The sequence below is a fragment of the Halomonas elongata genome, from assembly GCF_029081005.1.
In the GTDB taxonomy this organism is placed as follows: domain Bacteria; phylum Pseudomonadota; class Gammaproteobacteria; order Pseudomonadales; family Halomonadaceae; genus Halomonas; species Halomonas elongata_B.
In genome coordinates, this window is the sequence record NZ_JAJQTQ010000004.1 from 218,381 (window position 1) to 224,401 (window position 6,021).

The following is a 6,021-nucleotide window of genomic DNA, read 5'->3' on the forward strand; positions in this document are numbered from 1 at the left end:
ATGTATGAAGTCCTAGAGGCCGACCAGTACACCGACGACGCCGGCGGCACGGATCAGCGAGCCGACCACGATACCATCGATCAGATTGATGGCGATGAACACCACGATGGGTGACAGGTCGAGCATGCCCAGCGGCGGGATGACGCGGCGCACCGGTGCCATGATCGGTTCCACCAGTTGCATGATCAAGAGTGCCCCGGGATGACTGGCCCGGGGAGCCACCCAACTGAGGATGATCATCGCGATCAGCGCGAAGAAGTAGATCTTGAGGATGGCGTTGGCCAGCGCGGCGACCGCGCCGATGGCCAGGCTGTCCAGTGGCGCCATGCCATAGCCCGCGATCTGCAGGATGGCGATGATGGCGATGAGCTTGAGGACCAGGCCGCTGGCGAGGGTGGCCAGGTCGAAGCGTCCCATTACCGGCCCCAGAAAGCTCTGGAAGGGACGCACCGCCGGCTGGGTGATCTTGACCACCGACTGGCTGATGGGGTTGTAGTAGTCGGCCCGTGATGCCTGCAGCAGAAAGCGCAGCATCAGCAGGAACAGGTAGATATTGACGAGGGTGTTGACCAGCAGCAGGCCGGCGCTTCCCAGTTGACTGCCCATCAGGGCTCCTCCGTGTCCGTGGTGGTTTCAGCGCTTGCCGAGTTCGTCGGCCATTTCGCCCGCGCGTTCGGCGCAGGCACGCATCGCGCCTTGCATGATGTCGCGCAGGCCCGCGCTCTCCATATGTTCGATGGCACGCTCGGTGGTGCCGCCGGGCGACATCACGTTGCGCTTGAGCTCGCCTGGTGTCTTGTCGCTGTCCATGGCCATGCGGGCGGCGCCGTAGGCGGTCTGCATGGCGAGTCGGCGTGCCGTCTCGGCGGGCAGGCCGAGGTCGGCGCCGGCCTGTTCCATGGCTTCGAACATCAGGAAAAAGTAGGCCGGGGCGCTACCGGAGACGGCCGTCACGGCGTCGAGCAGTGCCTCGTCATCGACCCATTCGGCCAACCCCACGGCCTCGAGCAGCTCACCGGCGATGCGCCGCTGATCGTCCGTTACCCGGGCGTTGGCATAGAGACCGGCGGCGCCGGCACCGACCAGTGACGGGGTGTTGGGCATGCAGCGTACCACCGGCAGCTCCCCACCGAGCCAGTGCTCCAGGGTGTCGGCAGGCAGGCCGGCTGCCACCGAGAGGATCAGCGGTTTGCGCGCCTGAATGGCATCGCGCATGTCGGTACAGACGTTCTGCATGATCTGTGGCTTGACCGCCAGGACCACCACGTCGGCCCGGGCCACGGCGCTGGCGTTGTCGGTCTCGGTGTGGATGCCCAGGCGTTCGCGCAGCGGCGCGAGCACGCTGTCATCGGGTGAGGTGGCGGTAATGGCGTCGCGGGCGTAACCGCTGTCGATCATCCCGCCGATGATCGCGCCGGCCATGTTGCCGGCGCCGATGAAGGTGACTTGGCTTGCCATGCGGTCTGTCCTGTGTCGGTGACGATAGTGGCCCGACGGCGCGCCGGCGGGCGTGAAACTTCAGGGGCGCTGGCGTGCGCCGAAGATGGCGGTGCCCAGTCGCACCAGGGTGGCGCCTTCCATCACGGCTGCCTCCATGTCGTCGCTCATGCCCATCGAGAGCGTATCCAGCGGCGCCTCGGGGTGTCGTGTTCGCAGTGACTCGAGGGCCTCGCGCAGTCGGGCGAAGGGACGACGTTGCTCCCTCGGGTCGACGCCGGGTGCCGGAATCGCCATCAGGCCACGCAGCCGAAGATTCGGCAAGGCGTGCACGGCATCGGCCAGGGCCGGCAGCTCGGCGAGCGTGACGCCTGACTTGCTGGTCTCGTCGCTGATGTTGACCTGCAGACAGACGTTCAAGGGGGGCAGCGATGCTGGACGTTGCGCATCGAGGCGTCGTGCGAGCCTTTCCCGGTCTACGCTATGTATCCAGGCGAAGTGTTCGGCGACGGTGCGGCTCTTGTTGGACTGCAAGGGGCCGATGAAATGCCAGACGATATCGCTCAGGTCCGCCAGCTCGGCCTGCTTGTCCAGGGCTTCCTGGACATAGTTTTCGCCGAACTCGCGCTGCCCGAGCTGCCAGGCCTCGCGGATCATGGCCGCGGGTTTTGTCTTGCTGACCGCCAGCAGGCGCGCGTCGTCGTCGGGACGACTCGCGGTTCGCAGTGCCGCCGCGAGGCGTTCGCGAGCGTCGGTCAAGGACTCGGAGAGCGCCGGATCCGTCATGTCGTGTGGTCCGTCATGCAACAGGAACCCCTATGCAGGGAGCGAGGGAATCGCATGGATATTACCGAACTGCTGGCATCCTCGGCAAAGCGGGGTGCTTCCGATCTGCATCTTTCGGCGGGCATGGTGCCGATGATACGCGTCGACGGTGAACTGGAAACACTCGGAGTGCCGGTCGCCGATGACCAGGCGTTGCGCCGGGATCTTCGGGCATTGCTCGGCGAGCAACGCTGGGCCGCGTTCGAGGCCGAGCTGGAGGCCGATGTTGCCCTGGAGCTCCCGGGGGTGGCACGTTTCCGCGGCAATGTCTTCCAGCACGATCGTGGCATCGGAGCGGTATTTCGCACCATTCCCGTCGATGTGAGGGGGCTGGCCGAGCTCGGCATGGCGGAGTCCCTGGGGCATCTGGCCGAGTTGCGTCGAGGCCTGGTTCTGGTGACGGGACCCACCGGGTCGGGCAAGAGCACGACCCTGGCGGCGATCGTCGATGCCATCAACGAGGCGCGACATGAGCACATCCTGACCATCGAGGATCCGGTGGAGTTCGTGCATCACGGCAAACGGTGCCTGGTCAGCCAGCGTGAGGTCTCGCGGGATACCCGTAGTTTCGCCGCCGCCCTGCGCGGTGCCCTGCGCGAGGATCCCGATGTCATCCTGGTCGGCGAGATGCGTGACCTGGATACCATGCGATTGGCGCTGACCGCCGCCGAGACCGGTCATCTGGTGCTGGGGACCCTGCATACGCTCTCCGCGACCAAGACCATCGATCGCATCATCGATGCCTTCCCCGGCGCGGAACAGGACATGGTGCGGTCGATGCTGTCGGAGTCCCTGCAAGCGGTGGTATCGCAAGTGTTGTTGAAGCGCCGAGGCGGCGGGCGTGTGGCGGCTCATGAGCTCATGGTCGCCACGCCGGCGGTCCGCAACCTGATTCGCGAGGACAAGGTGGCACAACTCTACTCGGTGTTGCAGACCGGCGCCGCTCAGGGCATGCAGACACTGGATGCGGCGTTGGCCCGGCTGGTTGCCGATGGTGTGGTGGAACGTGACGAGGCGCAGTCCTGTGCACGGTCCCCCTTGCCGGGCCTGTAGAGGCAGCGTCAAGGCGCGTAGACCCCCCCCAGGATGCGTGGTCCAGCGGCGCCGGTGACCGAGGGCAGGTTGCCTGGCAACTGTTCGATTCGGCGCCAGGCCAGCCAGGCGAAGGCCCCCGCCTCCAGCCAATCGGCGGGCCAACCGAGGCTGGCGCTATCTTCCAGGGGCGTGTCGGGTAATCGTCTGGCCAGCCTCGCCAGCAGATCGGGGTTGTGGGCGCCGCCCCCGCAGGGAATCAGTCGATCGATCGGCGGGGCGTCGAGGCGTTGGCGGGCCATCTCGATGCCCAGTGCGATGCTGGTGGCCGTGAGTTCTGCCAGCGTCGCCTGTACGTCCTGTGGGCGCTCGTATCCCGACAGCCGTGCCTCCAGCCAGTCGAGGTTGAACAGTTCTCGTCCCGTGCTGCGCGGTGGCGGTTGATGAAAGAAGGGCTCTTCCAGGAGACGCTCGAGGAGGACGTCGTCCACGTGTCCCGAGGCCGCCCAGGCGCCGTTCTCGTCGAAATGCCCGCCACGATGCCGAGTGTGCCAGGCATCCAGCAGTGCATTGGCGGGGCCGGTGTCGAAGCCCAGTGGCGATCGGGGGTCCCCCTCGGGCGGCAGTAGGGTGAGATTGGCGAAGCCACCGAGATTGAGGATGACGCGCCATTCGCCGGGAGCCCGAAAGACGGCCTGATGAAAGGCTGGTGCCAGAGGAGCGGCCTGGCCGCCCGCGGCCAGATCGCGACGTCGGAAGTCGGCGACCACGCGACAGCCGGTCAATTCGGCGAGCAGGCTGGGGTTGTCCAGTTGCAGAGTATAGGCGGGACCGCCATCGTGCCCCGCCGGTGCGTGCTCCACGGTCTGCCCGTGGCTGCCGATGGCGGTGATGCGCGAAGCCGGGATGTCCTGTTGCTCGAGCAAGGCATCGATTGCCCTGGCTTGCAGTCGAGAGAAATCGGCCTCGGCACGGGCCAGCTCGGCAAAGCCGACGCGTTCGGTGTGGCAGAGTCGCCACAGGAGATCACGGTGGTGAGGGGGCAACGGCTCGCCATGGGTCGCCAGGAGCCGCGGTGGTGTATCGGGGGTGATGTCGACCAGGACGGCGTCGATGCCATCGAGGCTGGTGCCGGACATCAGGCCGATGAATAAGCTCATGAGGACTCCCGGGTTAGGCTCAACCGTCGTTGCGGAGCATGATAGCATTGGCGAAATACAGTCGCCGATCAAGGTCCCGAGTGGACCGCCTTGCCGAGTGGAGAGGAGAGCATGACCGATGTAGCTGACGCGCTAGCGTTGCTCAAGCGCGGTACCCACGAGATCCTGCTGGAGGAGGAGCTGGAGAAGAAGCTGCTCTCCGGCCGTACACTGCGTATCAAGGCGGGGTTCGACCCCACCGCGCCGGACCTGCATCTGGGGCATAGTGTGTTGCTGACCAAGATGCGCCAGTTTCAGGATCTCGGTCATGACGTCATTTTCCTGATCGGTGATTTCACCGGCCGTATCGGTGATCCCACCGGCAAGAACGTCACCCGCAAGCCGCTCACCGAGGAAGAGGTTCGGGCCAACGCCGAGACCTACAAGGAGCAGGTCTTCAAGGTGCTCGACCCTGCCAAGACCGAAGTGCGTTTCAATGCCGAATGGTTCTCCGGCATGAGCGCTGCCGACATGATCGAGCTGGCGGCGCAGAGTACCGTGGCGCGCATGCTCGAACGAGACGATTTCGAGAAGCGTTATCGCGCCGGCCAGTCGATTTCCATCCATGAGTTTCTCTATCCGCTCGTGCAAGGCTATGACTCAGTGGCGCTGGAAGCCGATATCGAGCTTGGCGGTACCGACCAGAAATTCAACCTGCTGATGGGCAGGGAGGTACAGAAGCACTTCGAACAGGAGTCGCAGGTCGTCATTACCATGCCGTTGCTCGAGGGCCTGGATGGCGTCCAGAAGATGTCCAAGTCGCTGGGCAACTATGTCGGGGTCGACGAAGCGCCGGGTGCCATGTTCAACAAGCTGGTCTCCATGCCCGACAGCTTGATGTGGCGTTATTTCGATCTGCTGTCCCTGAAGAGCAACGAGGAAATCGATGCGCTCAAGCGATCCGTCGACCAGGGCGCGAACCCCCGGGATGTCAAGATGGCGCTGGCGCGTGAGCTGATCGGCCGCTATCACGGCGAGGAGGCCGCGGCCAATGCACACCGCAGTGCCGGTAACCAACTGGCCGATGGCGAATTGCCCGAGGACCTGCCCGAAGTGGATGTCGACTTCGAAGGCAGTGCGGAGGTGCCCATCGCCGCGGTGCTCAATCGCGCCGGCCTGGTGCAGAACAGTGCCCAGGCCAAGGACATGCTGGGCAATGGACGTGTCAAAGTGGATGGAGACGCGGTGGCGCGGGATCATGTATTGGCCGCCGGGCGCAGCTACGTGATCCAGGCGGGCAAGAAGCGCTACGCGCGAGTGACGATTACCTGACTACGCGTCAGTTCGACGCCACCGAGCCAGATGGTATGAACGCCCGCCGCGAGCGGGCGTTTTCGTCGGTCGCCGCTGGTCGCGTTATACACAGTCGCCATGTGTCGCCAGGGGATGTGGATGAATTGTCATCGCCTTGAGATCTTTTCTTCACAAAGGGCTTGCACAGCCGGCTCGTGATCCGTAAAGTACGCATCCGCTGCCGGCGACGGGTCAACGTCGCAAGCGGTGAAGGGTGGTAGAAGCCCCTGTTTTG

General features: G+C 64.8%; 6 protein-coding genes. 2 read left to right on the forward strand and 4 right to left on the reverse strand.

The genetic code is table 11. The features are described 5' to 3' along the window. Positions 1 to 12 precede the first annotated feature (12 nt). Genes LU493_RS04905 through LU493_RS04915 form a run of 3 tightly spaced genes read right to left on the reverse strand, consistent with a single transcriptional unit; the run spans position 13 to position 2,223 of the window. Positions 13 to 606 carry a YggT family protein gene (locus LU493_RS04905; protein ID WP_275286669.1) on the reverse strand — a complete coding sequence of 198 codons (594 nt, stop codon included), beginning with the start codon at positions 604 to 606 and terminating at the stop codon, positions 13 to 15. 27 nt (positions 607 to 633) lie between these two features. Beyond that, positions 634 to 1,458, reverse strand: coding sequence for a pyrroline-5-carboxylate reductase (proC, locus tag LU493_RS04910; protein WP_275286670.1), 825 nt, complete (start codon positions 1,456 to 1,458; stop codon positions 634 to 636). Between the two features lie 60 nt (positions 1,459 to 1,518). Next, positions 1,519 to 2,223, reverse strand: a complete 705-nt coding sequence (locus tag LU493_RS04915; protein WP_275286671.1) for a YggS family pyridoxal phosphate-dependent enzyme — start codon at positions 2,221 to 2,223, stop codon at positions 1,519 to 1,521. A gap of 54 nt (positions 2,224 to 2,277) precedes the next feature. On the opposite strand from LU493_RS04915, the gene LU493_RS04920 reads away from it, so the two are divergent. Continuing rightward, on the forward strand, positions 2,278 to 3,315 hold the full coding sequence (locus tag LU493_RS04920) for a type IV pilus twitching motility protein PilT (RefSeq protein WP_275286672.1): 1,038 nt from the start codon (positions 2,278 to 2,280) through the stop codon (positions 3,313 to 3,315). An 8-nt stretch (positions 3,316 to 3,323) separates the two neighbouring features. Here LU493_RS04920 and LU493_RS04925 read toward each other — a convergent pair whose 3' ends face one another. Then, positions 3,324 to 4,454: an anhydro-N-acetylmuramic acid kinase gene (locus tag LU493_RS04925; RefSeq protein ID WP_275286673.1), complete on the reverse strand. Its 1,131-nt coding sequence runs from the start codon at positions 4,452 to 4,454 to the stop codon at positions 3,324 to 3,326. Between the two features lie 111 nt (positions 4,455 to 4,565). Here LU493_RS04925 and tyrS point away from each other — a divergent pair, with 111 nt between their 5' ends. Then, complete coding sequence (tyrS, locus tag LU493_RS04930) at positions 4,566 to 5,765, forward strand: tyrosine--tRNA ligase (protein ID WP_275286674.1); 1,200 nt, start codon at positions 4,566 to 4,568, stop codon at positions 5,763 to 5,765. Positions 5,766 to 6,021: the final 256 nt, after the last annotated feature.

Coding starts and splice junctions, on each gene's coding strand:
- LU493_RS04905 (WP_275286669.1), bottom strand. CDS start 606: ATGGGCAGTCAACTGGGAAGCGCCGGCCTGCTGCTGGTCAACACCCTC.
- proC (WP_275286670.1), bottom strand. CDS start 1,458: ATGGCAAGCCAAGTCACCTTCATCGGCGCCGGCAACATGGCCGGCGCG.
- LU493_RS04925 (WP_275286673.1), bottom strand. CDS start 4,454: ATGAGCTTATTCATCGGCCTGATGTCCGGCACCAGCCTCGATGGCATC.
- tyrS (WP_275286674.1), top strand. CDS start 4,566: ATGACCGATGTAGCTGACGCGCTAGCGTTGCTCAAGCGCGGTACCCAC.
- LU493_RS04915 (WP_275286671.1), bottom strand. CDS start 2,223: ATGACGGATCCGGCGCTCTCCGAGTCCTTGACCGACGCTCGCGAACGC.
- LU493_RS04920 (WP_275286672.1), top strand. CDS start 2,278: ATGGATATTACCGAACTGCTGGCATCCTCGGCAAAGCGGGGTGCTTCC.